The following is a 17,147-nucleotide window of genomic DNA, read 5'->3' as shown; positions in this document are numbered from 1 at the left end:
GTCGCGGCCTCACCGCGCCGACGGCCGCGGAGCGTCGTCTCACCGGATCTCGACCCGCACCGCGCCCCGCTCGCGGTCGGCTCGCTCGACCAGGCGGTCGATGCGGTCGTCCATCGCGGGATGGGTCGACAGCAGGCGGGTCATCGCGCCCTCCTCGTCGCCGCGGACGTAGAGCGGCGACCGCATCTCCCACCGGGGCTTCGTCGCGCGCTCGATCTTCCGGAGCGCGCGGGCCAGCGCGAGCGGGTCGCCGGTGACCGTCGCCGCCCGGTCGTCGGCCGCGAACTCCCGACGGCGCGAGTGAGCCAGCAGCAGGAGCGTGAGCGCGACGAACCCGACCATCACGACCTGCCCGACCCGCCGGCGGAGCGCGGTCGCCGGCGCGAGCGCGTCGGCCGGCGGCCGCCCGCGGAGCCAGTCGAACGCCCGGCGCAGGCCCGCTCCGACGACGACGAACGGGAGCGCGAGCGCGACGACGACCCAGACCGCCGACTGGCCGGCGCTGTAGCCCACCGTCTGGACGAGGCTGTCCCGGCTCTCCAGGTGGGCGAGCTCGTGGGCCAGCAGCCCCTCGATCTCGTCGGCGCTCAGCAGGTGGAACAGCGACCGGTCGAGCACGACGGCGCCGCCCCGGACGCCGCCGAGCGCCATCGCGTTCGGCGCGCCGATGCGCGCGACGTACAGCCGGGGTCGGTCGACGCCCATCCGTTCGGCGAGGTCGTCCAGGCGGGCGTGGACCCCGGGCGCGCGCCGGCGCGGGAGATCCGCCGCGCCGACCTGCGAGAGCAGCTGGATAGTGCCGAACCGGTAGCTGAGGTAGCCGAGCGCGACGGTCAGCCCCGCGGTCCAGAGCGCGACCTCCAGCAGGTCGCCCCGGGCCAGCCAGACCGCGGCCAGCAGCCGGTAGCCGAGGTAGGCGGCCCCGGCGTAGACCGCGAGCAGGGCGACTCCGACGAACGCCATCAGGACGCGGAGGCCGACGCGGCGCATGCCTGAGCGTTGGCGCGGGGCCGGCAAGGAGATGACGGTCTCGGCGAACGCGACGCCGGAGGCGGATTCCGCCGGGTCGCATCGCGACAGACGTCCGGCCGCGCTACCGGCCGACGGCGCCTGACAGAAGGAAAAGCTATTGTATCGTCGTGGCCCGAAATTCGTATAATGACTACTGGCTCCGGCGAGCAGCGCGAGCGAGGGTTCGACCACGCCGAGGTCGAGCCGAAGTGGCAGCGCGAGTGGGAGGACGCCGACGTGTTCCGCATCCCCGACAGCGCCGAGGACCCCGAGTACGTCCTGGCGATGTTCCCCTACACCTCGGGCAGCCTCCACATGGGTCACGTCCGGAACTACACCATCACCGACGCGTACGCCCGGTTCGAGCGACTGCGCGGCGAGAACGTCCTCCACCCGATGGGGTGGGACTCGTTCGGTCTGCCCGCCGAGAACGCCGCCGAGGAGCGCGACACCAACCCCCGCGACTGGACGATGGAGTGCATCGACTCGATGACCGAGCAGATGAAGGCGATGGGCTTCGGCTACGACTGGGACCGGGAGGTCACCACCTGCGACCCCGACTACTACCGGTGGAACCAGTGGCTGTTCAAGCGGTTCCGCGAGGAAGGGCTCGTCGAGCGCCAGAGCGCCGAACTCAACTGGTGTCCCTCCTGCGAGACCGTGCTGGCCGACGAGCAGGTCGAGGGCGAGGACGAACTGTGCTGGCGCTGTGACACCCCCATCGAGCAGCGCGAGATGGACCAGTGGTTCTTCACCATCACCGACTACGCCGACGAACTGCTGGAGTCGCTCGACGACATGGACGACTGGCCCGCCAACGTCCGGGAGATGCAGCGCAACTGGATCGGCCGCCAGGAGGGCGCGTCGGTCGCGTTCGAGATCCCGGGCTACGGCGACGTCGACATCTTCACGACCCGACTCGACACCATCCACGGCGCGACGTTCTTCTCGCTGGCGCCCGGTCACCCCGTCGCCCAGGAGATCGCCGAGGAGAACGACGAGGTCGCCGACTACATCCACGAGGCCGAGCACGCCGACGAGGACGACCTCGACGTTACCTCGGGCGTGTTCACCGGCGAGCACGCGGTCAACCCCGCGACCGGCGAGGAGATTCCGGTGTTCGTCGCCGACTACGTCCTGACCGACGTCGGCACCGGCGCGCTCTACGCGGTCCCGGCCCACGACGACCGCGACCACGAGTTCGCCGAGGCCCACGACGTCCCCATCGAGCAGGTCGTCGAGCCCGCGCCCGAGGCCGACGTCGACCCCGACGAGATCGACGTCCAGGAGGCGGCGTACACTCCCGACGGCGTCCTGGTGAACAGCGGCGAGTACGACGGCCTGACGAGCGAGGAGGCCCGCGAGCGCTTCGTCGAGGAGTTCGACGGCGAGCACCGCACCGAGTACAACCTGCGGGACTGGGGCATCTCGCGCCAGCGCTACTGGGGGACGCCCATCCCGATGATACACTGCGGGGACTGCGGCTACGTCCCGGTGCCCGACGAGGACCTGCCGGTCGAACTGCCGGAGTTCGTCCACACCACGGGGAACCCGCTGGATGCCGCCGAGGAGTGGAAGCACGTGGAGTGTCCCGAGTGCGGCGGCGACGCGGTCCGGGAGACCGACACGATGGACACGTTCGTCGACTCGTCGTGGTACTTCCTGCGGTTCGTCTCGCCCGACCTCGACGACGCCCCGTTCGACGCCGAGCGGGCGACCGACTGGATGCCGGTCGACCAGTACGTCGGGGGCATCGAGCACGCCGTGATGCACCTGCTGTACGCCCGGTTCTTCACTAAGGTGCTCGACGACATCGACCTGCTGGAGGGCGTCCGCGAGCCGTTCACCGACCTGACCAACCAGGGGATGGTGCTGGGCGCCGACGGCAACAAGATGTCCAAGTCCAAGGGCAACGGCGTCTCGCCCCAGCGCATCATCGACGAGTACGGCGCCGACACGGCCCGACTGTTCATCATGGAGGCCGCCCAGCCCGAGAAGGAGTTCGCCTGGAGCGCCGAGGGCGTCCAGTCGGCCCACCGGTTCCTCCAGAACCTGTACGGGCTGGCCGAGGAGTTCGCCGAGGGCGAGGTCACGGCCGGGGGCTCGACGTCCGCCGAGTCCGCGAGCGGCGAAACCGCGGCCGCGGTCTCCGAGTACGTCGCCCGCGAGATCGACGCCACGGTCGCGTCCGCCACAGCGGAGTTCGAGGCGTTCCGGTTCAACCACGCGCTCCAGGCCGTCCGCGAGATGGTCTCGCTGCTGCGGCGCTACCGCGAGCACACTGTCCCCGACGAGGACACCTTCGAGCGGGGGCTGACGACCGCGGTGAAGCTGGTGTCGCCGGTCGCGCCCCACGTCGGCGAGGAGATCTGGAGCCTGCTGGGCCGCGACGGGCTGCTGGCGCAGGCCGACTGGCCCGACGCCGACGCGCCCGAGGACTACGACATCGAGCGCCGCCTGGTCGAGAACACCCGCGAGGACGTCCGGGACATCGTCGAGACGGTCGGCATCGAGGACCCCGAGACCGTCACGCTCGCGGTCGCCCCCGACTGGAAGCACCGCGCCCACGAGATCGCGATGAACGCCGACGGCAACGTCGTGGGCACGGTCATGGGCGACGACCAACTGCGCGAGCAGGGCGAGGACGCCGCCGACTTCGCGAAGGACCTGGCCGCCGAGGCCGAGGCGCTCGACGAGCAGCTCTCACCCGAGCGCGAGCGAGCGGCGCTGGAGCGGGGCGCCTGGCTGCTCGAACGCGAGTTCGGCGCGGAGGTCGTCGTGCAGAGCGCCGGCGAGGCCGACCCGGACCTGGCCGGCAAGGCCGAGCCCGGCCGGCCCGCCATCGACATCGCGGAGTAATCGGCCGGTTGTCGCTCTTCTTCTCGCGTTGAGGCGTCTTCCGTTTCTGCCGGTAGTTGAAGTCCCACAGAGCGATTGCAGGCTGTCTCGTCTTCAGGCGCTCACCGTCACGTCCACCGTGGGCGGGACGAAAGGGGCTGCCCGCTCGCGCCCGAAGGCTGGTCGTCTCAGCGACCCCTATCCGAGGCGAGCGAAGCGAGCCGAGGATATGTCGCCGAGAGACCGCGAGCGGGCAGAGGGTTTCGAGGCAATCGGGGCCAGCGATTCGGCAGTCACTCCGAGAGAGTAGTCCTCTCCGAGACAACACTCATTCCCTCAGGCCGAACCCTTTTTGCCTCGCCCTCCGACGTCGCCCCCATGGACCAACCCACGGCGACGAACCGCTGCCGGCGGGTGCTCGACGCCGTCAGTTCCGCGGTCATCGCCGACGAGGCGTTCCTCGAGACCGTGTTGACCGGAGTGCTGGCCCGGGGTCACGTCCTGCTGGAGGACGTGCCGGGCACCGGCAAAACCCTGACCGCCCGGAGCTTCGCCGACGCGCTCGGCCTGTCGTTCTCGCGCATCCAGTTCACGCCCGACCTGCTGCCCGCCGACATCACCGGCTCGAACGTCTACAACGAGGGCACCGGCGAGTTCGAGTTCTCGTCTGGCCCGGTGTTCGCCAACGTCGTCCTCGCGGACGAGATAAATCGCGCGCCGCCCAAGACCCAGGCCGCGCTGCTCGAAGCGATGGGCGAGGGGCAGGTCACGGTCGACGGGACGACCCACGATCTGCCGACGCCGTTCTTCGTCCTGGCGACCCAGAACCCCGTCGAACAGGAGGGCACCTTCGGCCTGCCGGAGGCCCAGCGCGACCGCTTCATCGTCAAGACGGCGATGGGCTACCCCGACTTCGGCGGCGAGCGCGAACTGGTCGACCGGCGGGCCGACCGGACCGCCAAGGCGCCGAGCGTCGACCCGGTGCTGGAGGGCCGGGAGGTCGCGGCCATCCAGCGCGTCCTGGAGGACGTCCGCGTCGACGACAAGCTCCGGGACTACGTGGTCGCGCTCGGCCGGGCCACCCGCCAGGACGACCGGGTCGACGTCGGTGTCTCGCCGCGGGGCATCCAGCGGCTGTTCGAGGCCGCCCGAGCCCGGGCCGTGGTGGCGGGCCGCGACTACGTCGCCCCCGACGACGTCAAGCGCGTCTCCGGACCCACCTTCGCCCACCGGCTCGTGCTGACCGACGAAGCGCGGGTCCGCGGTGCCGACCGCGGCGACGTCGTCGCCGACGTGCTCGACCGGGTCGAAGTGCCCGCGGTGACGTCGTCCGCGTCCGCGTAGCGTCGGCGGTACGAACGGAGGCGGTCGTGGCTCGTCGAGTGGTTCCCGAGAGGCGCCGAAACGGAGGTCTCGGCAGGTCTGTCGGACCATCCTCCGACGAGCGCAAGCGTGTCTCAGTACCTAGTACGACCGGTTAGCAATAGTTAGATGGCACACTTTTGAGCGGCGTCACCGGAGTCCCTCCGGGGGACGTGGTAATGACCAACGACTCTTCGCGAGGGGGAATCGACCACTCGAAACGCACTGCACTGAAGCTACTCGGCGCGGGCACGGCCGTCGCGGCACTCGGAGCAGGAGGCGGGGCCGCCGACGACGGGCGCGGCCTGCAGGCCGGCGACAGCTTCGAATCGCCGCTGGTGGGCGTCAGCCGACCGTTCACCGGGGACGAGAACCCGGTCAGGGGGCTCGACGGCGGCGGACTGCCCTGGGTCGTCGACGAGGGCGACGTCGAACTCGAACCGGACGGCTCGCTGGAGGTCGAGGTGGAGGGGCTGGTCATCGACCCGGACGACGACGAGGCCGAGGACGAGGGGCTCGCCGGCCAGAACCCGCTCTCCGAGTTCAAGGCCATCGTGAGCTGCCTCACCGTCGAGGACGGCGAGGCCGACGTGGTCAACGTGTCGACGGAGACTGTCTCCGCGAGTGAGGACGGCGAGGCCGAGGTCGAAGCCTACCTCGACCTCCCGGACCCGTGCTTCGCGCCGGTGGTGTTCGTGACCAGCGGGGGCGGGAGCTGGCTCGCCGTGACGGGGTTCTGACCGCCGCTCCCCCCTTCACTCGGCTCCCGAACGTCATCGGCCCCGTTCTCGCGGCTCGAAAATCGCCCGAGCGGCCTTTCCCGCTCGACGCCAACCCCGGCCATGGTCGAGAAGGCGCGACGCGCGGCGGTCGAGGAGTCGCGGCCGGACGCCGACCCCGAGTGGGAGGTGCTGGCCCGCGAGGAGCCGGCGAGTCCGCCCCGCTACGTGGGCACGGTCCGGGCCCGCGACGCCGAGGAGGCCCACGAGGAGGCGACCCGGCTGTTCTGCTGGTACGACCACGAGGTGTGGGTGTGTCCCGCGACGGCGATTCGGCGGTTCTCGGCCGAGGCGGGTGCCGAGGTCGGGGAGGAGGAGCTGGCGACGCCGGAGTCCGGGGCGGAGGGACGGACGCACGAACTGTAGAAAGGAACTGGCTCTAGGACTGGAGTCGAGACCAGTTCAGACGAAGGCGGTTTTGTTTCCGAGCGACGGTAGCCGGTCGTGGCTGTTGAACCGAGCTAGCTACTGCCGTCACAAGTGAATACCGCACCGCAACCGCCCCGCGACAGCCTCACGCCTCCCCAACCTCCTCGCTGCGCTCGCTCGTCCCTCGCACGCACTGGCGGACCACGAGGGTCCGCCAGCGCGCGCCGATTTGAATATCAGAATCTGCGATGCTGAGGGAATTGTCTCACCGCAGCGCCATCACCAGCAGGACCGCGCCCGCGACCGCCGCGAACAGCGCGACCGAGAGGTCGCCCAGGCCGACGGCGCTCGGCCCCGCAGGGACGATCCGCGCCAGCGCGCCCGCAGCCAGCGCCGCGACGCCGCCGACCGACAGCGCGGCCAGCGCGTGGAGTAGTTCGACCCGCCGGGTCTCGGCGCGCCGCCCGACCTCCGAGCCGAGCGCCGCGGCGAACTCCCCGGCGTCCCAGACGACCAGCGCGGCGACGAGCCCGCCGAGCACGACCCATAGCGGCGCGGCGACCGTCCCGGCGAACCCGGCCGCGAGGAACAGGCCGCCGCCCGCCAGCGCGGGGCCGGCCGCGTCAGCGGGGACGAACCCGAGTCCGAACGCCACCGAGAGCGCGAGGACCGCGCCGGCGGCCAGGACCAGCACGCCCGCCGCCAGTCCCAGGACGACCGTCTCCGGGCCGTAGAACGTTACGGCCGAGTCCGAGAGGTCGCGGAACTGGCCGGTCAGCGGGGGTTCGAGCCGCCCGGCGACGAACCCGACCAGCGCGTCGAGCACCGGTCGGTGGACCGCGGCCGCGCCGGCGACGACCGCCAGCCCCGCGGCGAACGGCGCGTAGCCGACCAGCAGCTCCCGGGTTGAGGTCCGCGACGAGCGCCGGACGAGCGCCGCGATCGCCGCGAGCCCGCCGGCGCCGATGGCGGTCCACCAGAGCAGCGCGCGCAGTCCCGGCGCGGCCGTGACGGCCACGAGGGAGTCGTAGACGCCGGCGGGCAGTGTCTCCCGCAGCACCCCGGTCGAGCCCGCGACCTCGAAGAGGAACGCGGGCGGGACCGCGAGCAGGGCGACCGTCGCGACCCGGCCCAGCCCGCGCCGGAGCGCGGCCAGCGCGTCGGCGACCCCCACGTCGCCGACCGCCGCATCTCCCGCGAGCTCCCGGGTCGGCAGTTCGCGCAGCGCCCGGTGGGCGGCGTAGCCGGCGGCCGCGAGCAGCAGCGAGAAGGCCAGCAAGTGGAGTCGGCCGGGCGCCGGCGCGAGCAACCAGCCGGTCGCCGCCGCGACCAGGTCACCGAGCGCGCCCGCGACGCCGAGGTCGAGGTTCGTGACCGCCGCGTGGCCGGCGAGCGCGGCGAACAGCGCCGCCGGGAGCAGCGCGACCCGGACGGCGACGCCGAGACACCGAGACACCGCCCGGCGGGTGACGACGCCGCGGACCGACGCGACCGCGCCGAACGCGGCCGTCGTACAGCCCGCGAGGACCGCCAGCACCCCGGCGATGCGGAGCATCTCCCCCACCACGCGGGTCGGCGACGCCGCCGGGAACGACGCCGCGACCGCCACCAGCGACTCGTAGCCGACGCCGACCGCCAGCCCCGCGCCGGCTGGCACGAGCAGCAGACTCGCCGCGAACGTCGCCGGCGCGCGCCACCGCTCGACCGTCAGCAGGCCGAGCGCGCCCGCGAGACAGACCGCGCCCGCTCCGGCCGCGACCGTCCCCCTCGGGACGCCCGCCGCGGTCGCCAGCGCCGCCGCGCCGGCCGCGGTACCGAGGAGGACGATTGCGGTGCTCGCCCGGGTCGGCGCCCAGTCGGGTTCGGTCGGGTCGTGCGAGACGTCGGTCTCGGCGTGCGCGGGGTCGTCGATCATGGTCGGAGCAGGGTCCGCAGCGAGCGTTCGAGTGCGATGCCGAGCGGGTCGTCGACGTTCCAGTCGACGGTCGTCGCGCCCGCGGTCCGGAGGTCCCGGAGCCGAATCGAGCGCAGGGTCGCGGCCACGGTCCGGCCGGCCGAGTCGTCGGCCGCACCGGCGTCGAGCGAGGCGCCGGTCGCGTCGGGGCTCAGCACGGCGAGGTCGTGACCCCGGACCGGGAGCGCCCGGGCCAGCGTCGTCGGCCAGTCGTCGGTCACCGGCGAGACCAGCACGACCTGGGCCTCGGCGGGCAGTCTGGCGAGCAGGCGCCGGACGGTCTGGTCGGTGGTACTGCCGCCGTCCGGCGTCGCCGAGTGCGAGGCGCCGACGCTCCCGTCCTCGGCGGCAGCGGCCCGGGCCGAATCCTCGTCGCGCCCCGTGGCCGTCCCGTCGGTCCGCACGCGTTCGGGCGCGTCGCAGTCGGCCGCGCGCGCCGCGGCCTCGAAGACCAGTCGGGCTCGCGCAGAATCCTCGTCGGCGTTCACCCACGGCACGTCGCCGGCCCGGAGGCCGTCGGGCGGGTCGGCGTCGCCCGCGCCGAGCGCGGCGACGTCGGTCGCGACATTGGCCGCGGTCAGGGCGTCGTAGAGTCGCTCGCCCGCGTACGCCGCGAGCGCCGCACCGTTGGGGTAGCCCGCGGCCGGCGTCGTTCGGGCGACAGGCCGGGCGTCGACCACGAGGACGGTCCGGGCCGCCCGCTCTTCCCGGAAGTTGACCGTGGTGAGATCGCCGGTCCTGGCCAGGCGCCGCCAGTCGATGCGGCTGATGGGGTCGCCCGACCGGTACTCCCGGGTGGAGTGGAACACCAGGCCCTCGCCGCCGGAGTCGGTCGGGTGGGTGCCGACGCGGCGGGGCGAGGCCCGACCGAACGGCGGGTCGGCGACCGACCGCGAACAGGAGAGCGTCGTCTCGCCGTCGGCCGGCACGGCGGTCGTCACCCGGTCGGTCGCGCTCGCGGTCCGGACCCGGACCGCCGGGTCCTCGAACGAGTAGTTGCCGCGCTTGGCCACCACCGAGTACGAGGCGGTCGCGGCCTCGCCGGACCGGAGCGCGACCGCTGCGCGGGGCGCCCCCGAGACCACCGCGAGTTCGTCTGGGACGCCGTCGACGACCCGGACGTCGGCCAGCGCCGACTCGCCGGCGTTCTCGACGCGCAGGGTGACCTCGACCTCGGCGCCCGGCGCCGGGTTCGCGGGGTCGAAGCTGCGTTCGATGCGGGGTTCGGTCGCCCCCGACAGCGACGAGAGCGCGCCGACCGCCACGTACGCCAGCGGGACCGCGGCGGCCGCGAACAGCCCCGGCTCGGCGTACAGCAGGCCCAGCGTCGTCAGCAGCAGCGTCCCGGCCAGCGCGCCCCGGAACCGGGGGACGCGGTCGCGGTTCACGCGTCACCTCCGTCCGCGGCCGCGGTCGCTCCGTCGCCCGGGACGACCCGGTCGTCGGCCTCCTCGTCGAGCACCCGGTTCGCGGCGTCGACGGTCCGGTCGATGCGCCGACGGCGCTCCGCGGCGGGGTCGAGCCACGCCCGGAGGCGGGCCGGCAGCGGGAAGTCCGGCCCGGACTCGCCGGCGAGGAACGCGGCGGCGATCCGGTCGTCGGTCCACGCGCCGGACTCGACCGCCCGGCGCGCTCGCTCCGGCGAGACGTCGTCGGCTCTCGCCACCGCGTCGGCGGCGGTGTCGGCCAGCGCGACCCGGACCGCCCGGAACGCCCGCTCGTCGCCCTCGCAGGCCCGGGCGACCCGGTCGTCGAACGACTCGCCGGTTCGGGTGCGGTCGACCGCGGTCACCGACTCGGGCCGGGGACCGAGGTCGGAGAACCTGGCCGCGGCGGCGTCGGTCGGCGGCCTGTCAGGCCGACCCGCGCGGGCCGCCCACGCGGCGTACGCCCCGACGACCGACCCGAGGACCAGCAGCACTCGCTCGGGGTCCCGGGATTCGAGGAAGCCGACCGCCGCGGACGCCCGGTCGGCCAGCGCCGGCGAGACGACGACGGCGGCCGCCGCGAGCGTCAGGAGCGCGCCGAGGCCGCCGAGCACGCGGGTCCGCATCAGTCGTCGCCTCCCGGCGTCGGCGCGTCGTCGTCCGGTGTCTCGGTATCGTCTTCTTCCGGCCGAATCGCGCGCTCGATGGCGGCGACGGCCGCCTCGACCTGCGGGAGCCGGTCGTCCGGCGAGCGCGCGCCGTACTCCACGTCCCGGAAGGCGTCCCGGAGCGTGGCGACCGGGCCGGCCGGCAGGTCGTCCTCGCGGACCGCGTGGTCGGCGAGTTCGCCGGGGGTCGAAGCCGCGGGCTGCCGGACCGAGACCGCCCGGAGGAAGGTCTCCCACGCCTCCCGGAGCGTCCGGTAGGAGTCGGCGTCGGGATCGTCCGGCGACGCCGCGTCCGGAGCCGGGTCGTCGCCGAGCGCGCCAGGCGACCAGCCCTTGGTCGCGGATCGCCGGGCTGCTCGGAATCGTTCCCCGAGCCACGCCCGGAATCTGGCGAGGAGTTCCCGCACCGTGGTCTCGCCCGCGCGGAGTTCCGCGAGCGCGTCCAGCGCGGTCTCGACCGCCCGCGAGAGCCGGTCGGCCGCGCCGAACAGCAGGGAGACCGCCAGGTCGGGAATCGCGCGGAGCGCCCCGAGCAGCGCCGCGGCGAGCGAACGCGGCGAGACACCCCGGCGGTGAGCCGCGTACCCCAGTCCGCTGAGCGCGAGAGCGAGACCGCCGAGAATCCCCGCGAGGTTGGCGTACAGGCTCGAGACGGTCGTCCGCCGGGTCTGGCCCTTCGCCGCGACGACCACCTCCGCGCTCCCCCGGAACGGGAGGGAGGCGGTCGCCGTGCCGTTGATGTCGGTGGTTCGAGTCGCGCCGCCGACCCGGACGCTCGCGTTCGCGAGGGGGCCATCGCCGTAGGTCGTCCGCACGTCGACGGGGGCCCAGGGGAGCGCAAGCGGGAGCGCCGGGTCGACCGAGACCGCCAGCCGGGGTATCGTGAGGGTGCGCTGGCCGGCGACCGGTCCGCGGGCGACCGCGAGGGTGATGTTGCCGGGCGAGTCGTGAAGTTTGGCCCGGATTCGACCGCGTCGGTCGGTGGTGCCGACCGATTCGTTGCCGAGGGTCACCCGGGCGTTGCGAATCGGCACGCCCCGGACCGTCGCGATTACCACGACCTCGCTGCCGGTCGCCACCTCGCCCGAGACGGTGAGGGTGGCGTTCGTCGCCAGCGGGTACTCGGTCCCGTTGGTCTCGTTGCCGGGTGCGCCCGCCTCGGTCGAGCGAGAGCGCTGTCGGTCGGTTTCGGCGAGAATCGGCGGCGGCCCGCCCGCCAGCGCCATCGGCGCGTCGAAGTTCGCTGGCGGCGTGCCTGCGGGCCGAGCACCCGAGTCGGGCGCGGCGAGCGACTCGGCGTCGTCACCCGCCCCGCCGAGGGTGATTCTGAGTCGCTCGGCGTAGGGGACCTGCCCGGTCACGGCGCCCGACTCGTCGGTGACCCCGACGCGCTCGCCGTTGAAGGAGACCGGAACGCCGGAGGCGACGCTCCCGTCGCGGGTGACAGTCACTTCGACCGTCGCACCCGGCACCGGGGTCCGGTTGAGTTCGACGGCGTAGGGACTATTCGCCGGCGCGTCCGCAGAGGTGGTCGTCGTAGTCGTCTCGCCTGCGTTCTCGCCGTCCCCGCTCCGGCCGGTGGTCGTTCCGTCGCTTCCGCCGGTGGTACCGCCGTCTGCTCCCGTCGTTCCGCCGGTCCCGTCGGTCGTCCCGTCGCTTCCGCCGGCACTCTCGCTGTCGCCTTGGCCGGTCGCGGTTCCGGTTTCGGAGTCGGCATTTCCGGTTCCGGAACCGGACTCGGTCCCCGACCCCGTCGCGGTGCCGGAGCCGTCGCCCGTTCCGCCGCCGGGCGTCCCAGCGGTGCCGGAGTCGGGCGACGTGCCCGCTCCGGACTCGCCCTGCGTACCCGGGGTTCCCCCGGCGCTCGTTCCGGTTCCCGTCGCGCCCCCTCCGCTCGCGGCGGTTCCGGAGCCACTTCCGCCGCCGGTCGTGGCGCTGTCGGCCGACCCGTTCGGAGTGAACTGCTCGCCGGGGCTGCCCGACTCGTTCGGCGAGTAGCGGCCGGGGTCGGCACCGGTCTGATTCGCAAAGGCTCGCTGTTCGGCCTCCAGGCGGGCGCTGCCGGGCGTCGGGTCGAACCGGACCCACCCCACGTCGGGGAAGTACGCCTCGACCCAGGCGTGGGCGTTCATCGCCCGAACGCGGTAGGTGTTCGCGCCGACCGACTGGCCGGTGGAGTAGCCGACGACGTACCGGGCGGGCACGCCCTGGGTCCGGAGCATCGCGGTCATCGCCGTGGCGAAGTACTCGCAGTAGCCCCGCTCCATCTCGAAGACGAACTGCGAAGCGACGTCATCGCCGGCGGGCTCCGAGACGTTGAGCGAGTAGGTCTTGTTCGACTCCAGCCACGACTCTATCCGGCCGGCGGTCTCGTAGGGGTTGTCGGCGTCGGCGGTGAGTTCGTCGGTGAAGTCGCTCAGGCGGGGGTCTGTCGACGCCGGGAGCTCGGTGTAGCGGCGCTCGATCTCGGCGGGGTAGTCCCGGCCCGCGGTCCGGAGGAGCGCGGGGTCGCGCGGCGGGCGGTGGCTGACCCCCGAGTAGGTCGTCCCGGCGGGCACCGGCCGCTCGGCGACGAACGCGCGCTGGTCTGTGACCGAGAGCGAGTCGGTCCCGGTTCGGGAGACGGACTCGGGTCGCCAGACGCTCGGCAGCGCGGTGGCCGACCGTCGGAGGGTCACGCTGTACTGGACTTCCCGGCCCTGGATTCCGCCGCTCCGGTCAGAACCGGTGTAGGGGCTGCTGTCGCCCGACCGCTTCCAGCCCGACCCGGTGTAGGTGTCGTACGCGCCGGTCCGCCAGTAGCTGGCGGCCTTGCTCCGAACGGTGAAGTGGGTCTCGGCGTTCTGCGAGCGGAACGCGCTCGTATCGCTCCCGAGCGACCCGCCGACGGCGGTCCGGCTCCCGGGGTTGAGCGCGCCCAGTCCGCCGCCCGCCGAGCCACCGCCGCTGCCGCCTGAACCCCCGTAGGGGTCGACGCCGGGCTGGGGGACGACCGACCCGAGCGGGGTCTGCCCCAGGCCCGCTCCGGAGACGGCGGGGACGACGACGCCCGCGACGACGACCGCGAGCGCGCACGCGAGCGCCAGCGCGGCTCGGAGTCTGTCGCGGGCCGGTTCGTCGTCGGGCAGGAGCGCGGACGGCTTCTCGGACATGTGGTGAGTGGTGCGGCTGGAGACCGCCGACCGGGCGCGCGGCCGTCCGGTCGGCGACGAGTTCGGATGGAACGTGGGCGCAGACTGGTAAAAAGACTGGTGGAAGTTCGGGGCGACCGCCGCCGCTCGGTGGCGACTCGGCCAGTCGAACGAGCGGACGCCGGGCCCGAATCGGGGAGTTCCGGGAGCAGGACGCGACCGACCAAGACGCGGAGATGGAAATAGTTATCTGGTGGACACCTATTGTCTCTCGCATGAGTTCCCCGCTCGAAAAACCGGTCGTCCGATACGGCATGGGCCTCAGTAGCGCCGCGATTCTCACCTTCGTCGCGTTCGCCTTCCTCGAAGGAACGACTCGCTGGCTCGTGCTCGGAATGGCCGTCCTCGAAGTCGCGGTCGTGCCGCAGTTCCTGAAGTGGGCCGCGGCGCAGGAGTCGGCCTGAGCGAGGCCGCCCGCGACCGCAAGTCCGTCGGGGGAGAGACCAACATCTTTCACGCGGGCTTGCGAATACCCCCCACATGACCGACGAGTACACCGGCGCCGACCTGTTCGTCGACGCGCTGGAGCGGTACGGCGTCTCGCGGGTGTTCGGCAACCCAGGCACCACGGAACTGCCGGTGATGGAGGCCATCGGCGACAGCGACCTGGAGTACGTCCTCGGCCTCCACGAGGACGTCGCGGTCGGGATGGCCGCGGGCTACGCCTCCACCCGGCGGTACCACGCCGACCGCGCGGAGCGCGCCGGTCGCGCAGACGGCGACGAGCCGGAGGAGCAGTCCGGCGGTGAGGCCCCAGTCAACCCCGTCGGCGTCGTGAACCTCCACGTCGCGCCCGGACTGGCCCACGGCCTGGGCAACCTCTACGGCGCGGCCGTGGCGGGCGCGCCACTGGTCGTGACCGCCGGCAACCACAGCACCGACTTCCGCCACGAGGAGCCCATCCTCTCGGGCGACCTGGCATCGATGGCCAGCGAGTTCGCCAAGTGGAGCGACGAGGTCCGGGACGTCTCGGCGCTGCCGGCGATGCTCCGGCGGGCGTTCCGGGTCGCGCTCACGCCGCCGACCGGCCCGGTGTTCCTCGCGCTCCCGCTCGACGCGATGATGACGCCGACTGACGCCGACCCCGAGCGGCTGGGCGAGATTCCGGACGCCGGCCGGGGCGACCCGACCCAGATCGAGCGGGCGGCCGACCTGCTGGCCGACCCCGACGAGGACGTGGCGCTTGTCGTCGGCGACGGCGTGGCGCGCTCGGGCGTCGACGCGGTCGAGGCTGCGGTCGAGTTCGCGGAGGCCGCGGGCGCCCGGGTCCATGGCGAGATCCTGGCCTGCGAGATCGACTTCCCGACCGACCACGACCAGTGGGTGTCGTACATCCCGCCGGACGAGGACCTCGCGGCCACCCTGCTCGGCGCCGACAACCTCGTCTTCGCGGGCTGTTCGACCAACACCACGCTGACCCGCCACGACCGGGACCTCGTCGCCGACGACACCACGTGCGTCCACGTCAGCGACGACGCCTGGCAGGTCGGGAAGAACCAGCCCGCCGACGCCGCGGTCGTGGGCGACCCCGGCCGCGTGCTCGGCGAGCTCGCCGGCCTCGTCCGCAAGCGACTGACAGGGGTCGGCCGCGACGAGCGCCTCGACCGGGTCGAGATGGTCAAGCAGATGGCCGAGAGCCGGATGGCCGCGATGGGTGAGGACGAGGCAGACGACCCCCGCGCCTCGAAGGCCGAACTCGTCGACGCGATGGAGCGGGTCGCCGGCGACGCCTACGTCGTCGACGAGGGGGTCACCGCCAAGTACGCCATGCTGACCCGGTGGGACTTCGCGCCAGAGCAGTACGTCTCGAACAAGGGCGGCGGGCTCGGCTACGGCCTCCCGGCGGCCGTCGGGGCGGCCATCGCCGAGGGCGAAACCGACGACCCCCGCGACGTGGTCGGGTTCGTCGGCGACGGGTCGTACCTCTACTACCCACAGACGCTCTACTCGGCCGCCCGCTACGACGCCGACCTGACGGTCGTCATCCCGGACAACCGTAACTACCGCATCCTGAAGGACAACACGCTCGATCTGTTCGGCGGCGAGGAGGACGACTACGAGTTCGTCGGCATGGACTTCGAGCCGCCGGTCGACATCCCCGCCAACGCCGAGAGCCACGGCGCCCGCGGGCGGCTGATCGAGGACCCCGACGAGATCGAGTCCGCGCTGGCGGCCGCGCTGGAGCGCGACGGCCCGGACGTGCTGGACGTGCTCGTCCACGACTGAGGTCGGTGACGGGACAAGCGCCTTCGAAAACCTACCGGTCTCGCGTCACGACCTCGCCGGGCGTGGTCGCCGCGCCCGCCGAGAGCGTCACGCCGGCGTTCAGGCTGGTGTTGATGCCCGTCTTCGCCTCATCGCCGACGACCACGCCGAACTTCCGGCGACCGGTCGACACGCGCTCGCCTTTGACCGTCAGTTGTACCGGCCGGTCGTCGTGGCGGAGGTTCGCGACGTTGGTGCCCGCGCCGAAGTTGACGTCCCGACCGAGCACACTGTCCCCGAGGTAGCTCAGGTGCGCGACGTGCGTCCCGCGGCCGACCACGCTGTTCTTGACCTCGACGCTGTGGCCGATCTCGGCGTCCTCGCTCACGAGAGTCGCACCGCGAATGTAGGCGTTCGGTCCCACGCCCGCCCCGGCCCGGACGAGCGCCGGCCCCTCGATGACCACGCCCGCGTCGACCGTCGCGCCCTCCTCGACCACGACGTCGCCGCGGAGGTCGGCGTCCGCGTGGACGTCGCCACGGACGTCGCGGTCGAGTTCGCCGAGTTTCCACTCGTTGGCCGCCAGCAGTTCCCACGGCCGGCCGACGTCCAGCCACCGGTTCACGACGGCGTAGCTCACGTCGAACTTCTCGATGGTGCGGGCGAGCACGTCCGTGATCTCGCGCTCGCCGCGCTCGCTCTCGGGGACGTCGAGCCACTCGCGGGCCGCCGCGGGGAAGACGTACGCGCCGGCGTTGGCGAGGTCGGTCGGCGGGTCGGCCGGCTTCTCGACCACGTCGGTGACCCGGTCGCCGTCGGTCGACAGCACCCCGTAGTTCGACGGGTCGTCGACGCGGACCGCCGCGACAGCCGGGCCAGCGGCGAACAGGTCGGCGACCGCCGCGTCGTCGTAGAGGTTGTCGCCGTTGAGGACGGCGAAGGGTCCGTCGATGTACTCGCGGGCGGCCCGGACCGCGTCGGCGGTGCCGGCCTGGGACTCCTGGACCGCGTATCTGACCGGGACTCCGGCGTACTCGTCACCGAAGTACCCCCGGACCGCGTCGGCTTCGTAGCCGACGACCAGCACGAGTTCGTCGGCGCCCGCGCGCACGGCGGCGTCGGCGGTGTGAGCCGCGAGCGGCCGGTCGGCGACGGGCAGCATCGGCTTGGGGAGCGAGTCGGAGAGGGGCCGGATGCGGGTTCCCTCGCCGGCGGCGAGGACGACTGCTTGCATGACCGATACTTCTGCGCGACCCCGTTTCAGTCTCCCGAAGTCGCGCGGGGTCCGGTCGCTACTTAAATACCATGATGAGTACTGCCGGATGCTTTTACCTTCGGCGTAT

The 17,147-nt window shown here is 72.9% G+C and carries 12 protein-coding genes; 6 read left to right on the top strand and 6 right to left on the bottom strand.

The annotated features are described in order from the left end of the window. Window positions 1-39: 39 nt before the first annotated feature. On the bottom strand, window positions 40-990 hold the full coding sequence (locus tag DVR07_RS06775; protein ID WP_115795977.1) for a M48 family metallopeptidase: 951 nt from the start codon (window positions 988-990) through the stop codon (window positions 40-42). 168 nt (window positions 991-1,158) lie between these two features. Here DVR07_RS06775 and leuS point away from each other — a divergent pair, with 168 nt between their 5' ends. The 4 genes from leuS to DVR07_RS06755 all read left to right on the top strand — a co-directional run bounded on the left by leuS (window position 1,159) and on the right by DVR07_RS06755 (window position 6,356). Next, window positions 1,159-3,870, top strand: coding sequence for a leucine--tRNA ligase (gene leuS, locus DVR07_RS06770; protein WP_115795976.1), 2,712 nt, complete (start codon window positions 1,159-1,161; stop codon window positions 3,868-3,870). 357 nt (window positions 3,871-4,227) lie between these two features. Further along, entirely contained in the window at window positions 4,228-5,193 is a 966-nt protein-coding gene (locus DVR07_RS06765; protein ID WP_115795975.1) for an AAA family ATPase, read from the top strand. A 197-nt stretch (window positions 5,194-5,390) separates the two neighbouring features. Next, the gene (locus DVR07_RS06760) at window positions 5,391-5,951 is read left to right on the top strand and encodes a hypothetical protein (protein WP_115795974.1); all 561 of its coding nucleotides are present in this window, start codon (window positions 5,391-5,393) and stop codon (window positions 5,949-5,951) included. 102 nt (window positions 5,952-6,053) lie between these two features. Then, window positions 6,054-6,356, top strand: coding sequence for an Htur_1727 family rSAM-partnered candidate RiPP (locus tag DVR07_RS06755; protein WP_115795973.1), 303 nt, complete (start codon window positions 6,054-6,056; stop codon window positions 6,354-6,356). A 268-nt stretch (window positions 6,357-6,624) separates the two neighbouring features. Here the strand turns inward: DVR07_RS06755 and DVR07_RS06750 are convergent, their stop codons facing one another. The 4 genes from DVR07_RS06750 to DVR07_RS06735 are packed head-to-tail and all read right to left on the bottom strand — an operon-like array spanning window position 6,625 to window position 13,560. Continuing rightward, window positions 6,625-8,274, bottom strand: coding sequence for a DUF7519 family protein (locus tag DVR07_RS06750; RefSeq protein WP_115795972.1), 1,650 nt, complete (start codon window positions 8,272-8,274; stop codon window positions 6,625-6,627). After that, window positions 8,271-9,701: a DUF58 domain-containing protein gene (locus tag DVR07_RS06745; RefSeq protein WP_115795971.1), complete on the bottom strand. Its 1,431-nt coding sequence runs from the start codon at window positions 9,699-9,701 to the stop codon at window positions 8,271-8,273. Before DVR07_RS06745 ends, DVR07_RS06750 begins: the two co-directional genes overlap by 4 nt. After that, window positions 9,698-10,366, bottom strand: a complete 669-nt coding sequence (locus tag DVR07_RS06740) for a DUF7269 family protein (protein ID WP_115795970.1) — start codon at window positions 10,364-10,366, stop codon at window positions 9,698-9,700. The genes DVR07_RS06745 and DVR07_RS06740 overlap by 4 nt, the downstream gene beginning before the upstream one ends. After that, complete coding sequence (locus DVR07_RS06735; protein WP_115795969.1) at window positions 10,366-13,560, bottom strand: transglutaminaseTgpA domain-containing protein; 3,195 nt, start codon at window positions 13,558-13,560, stop codon at window positions 10,366-10,368. The genes DVR07_RS06740 and DVR07_RS06735 overlap by 1 nt, the downstream gene beginning before the upstream one ends. 254 nt (window positions 13,561-13,814) lie before the next feature. Here DVR07_RS06735 and DVR07_RS06730 point away from each other — a divergent pair, with 254 nt between their 5' ends. Further along, window positions 13,815-14,003: a hypothetical protein gene (locus DVR07_RS06730; RefSeq protein ID WP_115795968.1), complete on the top strand. Its 189-nt coding sequence runs from the start codon at window positions 13,815-13,817 to the stop codon at window positions 14,001-14,003. 76 nt (window positions 14,004-14,079) lie between these two features. Continuing rightward, complete coding sequence (locus DVR07_RS06725; RefSeq protein ID WP_115795967.1) at window positions 14,080-15,825, top strand: thiamine pyrophosphate-binding protein; 1,746 nt, start codon at window positions 14,080-14,082, stop codon at window positions 15,823-15,825. 31 nt (window positions 15,826-15,856) lie between these two features. Here the strand turns inward: DVR07_RS06725 and glmU are convergent, their stop codons facing one another. Then, window positions 15,857-17,038, bottom strand: a complete 1,182-nt coding sequence (gene glmU, locus DVR07_RS06720) for a bifunctional sugar-1-phosphate nucleotidylyltransferase/acetyltransferase (RefSeq protein ID WP_115795966.1) — start codon at window positions 17,036-17,038, stop codon at window positions 15,857-15,859. Window positions 17,039-17,147 lie beyond the last annotated feature (109 nt).

Origin of the sequence: Halorussus rarus, assembly GCF_003369835.1 — an archaeon.
GTDB classification, from domain to species: domain Archaea; phylum Halobacteriota; class Halobacteria; order Halobacteriales; family Haladaptataceae; genus Halorussus; species Halorussus rarus.
The sequence above is the reverse complement of the archived record's forward strand: the minus strand, read 5'-3'. Positions and strand labels throughout refer to the sequence as shown.

What these genes read in the sequence shown, in the direction of transcription:
- DVR07_RS06775 (WP_115795977.1), bottom strand. Translation starts at nt 990, where the DNA reads ATGCGCCGCGTCGGCCTCCGCGTCCTGATGGCGTTCGTCGGAGTCGCC.
- leuS (WP_115795976.1), top strand. Translation starts at nt 1,159, where the DNA reads ATGACTACTGGCTCCGGCGAGCAGCGCGAGCGAGGGTTCGACCACGCC.
- DVR07_RS06765 (WP_115795975.1), top strand. Translation starts at nt 4,228, where the DNA reads ATGGACCAACCCACGGCGACGAACCGCTGCCGGCGGGTGCTCGACGCC.
- DVR07_RS06760 (WP_115795974.1), top strand. Translation starts at nt 5,391, where the DNA reads ATGACCAACGACTCTTCGCGAGGGGGAATCGACCACTCGAAACGCACT.
- DVR07_RS06755 (WP_115795973.1), top strand. Translation starts at nt 6,054, where the DNA reads ATGGTCGAGAAGGCGCGACGCGCGGCGGTCGAGGAGTCGCGGCCGGAC.
- DVR07_RS06750 (WP_115795972.1), bottom strand. Translation starts at nt 8,274, where the DNA reads ATGATCGACGACCCCGCGCACGCCGAGACCGACGTCTCGCACGACCCG.
- DVR07_RS06740 (WP_115795970.1), bottom strand. Translation starts at nt 10,366, where the DNA reads ATGCGGACCCGCGTGCTCGGCGGCCTCGGCGCGCTCCTGACGCTCGCG.
- DVR07_RS06735 (WP_115795969.1), bottom strand. Translation starts at nt 13,560, where the DNA reads ATGTCCGAGAAGCCGTCCGCGCTCCTGCCCGACGACGAACCGGCCCGC.
- DVR07_RS06730 (WP_115795968.1), top strand. Translation starts at nt 13,815, where the DNA reads ATGAGTTCCCCGCTCGAAAAACCGGTCGTCCGATACGGCATGGGCCTC.
- DVR07_RS06725 (WP_115795967.1), top strand. Translation starts at nt 14,080, where the DNA reads ATGACCGACGAGTACACCGGCGCCGACCTGTTCGTCGACGCGCTGGAG.
- glmU (WP_115795966.1), bottom strand. Translation starts at nt 17,038, where the DNA reads ATGCAAGCAGTCGTCCTCGCCGCCGGCGAGGGAACCCGCATCCGGCCC.